The 323-nt window shown below is 29.4% G+C and carries 1 protein-coding gene; it reads right to left on the bottom strand.

Features of this window, described 5'->3' with window-relative positions; all coding sequences use genetic code 11:
- On the bottom strand, nucleotides 1-255 hold a 255-nt coding region (locus tag HMPREF0077_RS10230), incomplete at its 3' end, for an Abi family protein (protein WP_169304259.1).
- Nucleotides 256-323: the final 68 nt, after the last annotated feature.

Here is a 323-nt window from a genome sequence, read left to right as displayed (position 1 = left end):
CTCTATTGTTTCAAATATAAGCTGTCTAAGTTCTCTATCAAATTTATATAAACTTACAATATCTTCAAAACTTGTTCCTGATATATATCTTCCATCTTTTTTTAATGTGATACTATAAGCTTTAATCAGCCTATAATAGGATATTCTTCCAAGAATTTTCTTAGCATAAGTTTTATCTTCTACTAAAAGTCCTAAGTCTATTAAGTTTTTTACTTGATTTTCTATACTAATCGGTTCTTGATGAATTTTTTTCATTTTTTCTCCTAAAATCAAATGACCCGACTTGGTCCGCATTGTTAAGAGGCGTGTCGGGTACTGTTGAC

Source organism: Anaerococcus tetradius ATCC 35098, assembly GCF_000159095.1.
GTDB lineage: Bacteria > Bacillota > Clostridia > Tissierellales > Peptoniphilaceae > Anaerococcus > Anaerococcus tetradius.
This window is presented reverse-complemented; position numbering and strand designations above follow the sequence as displayed.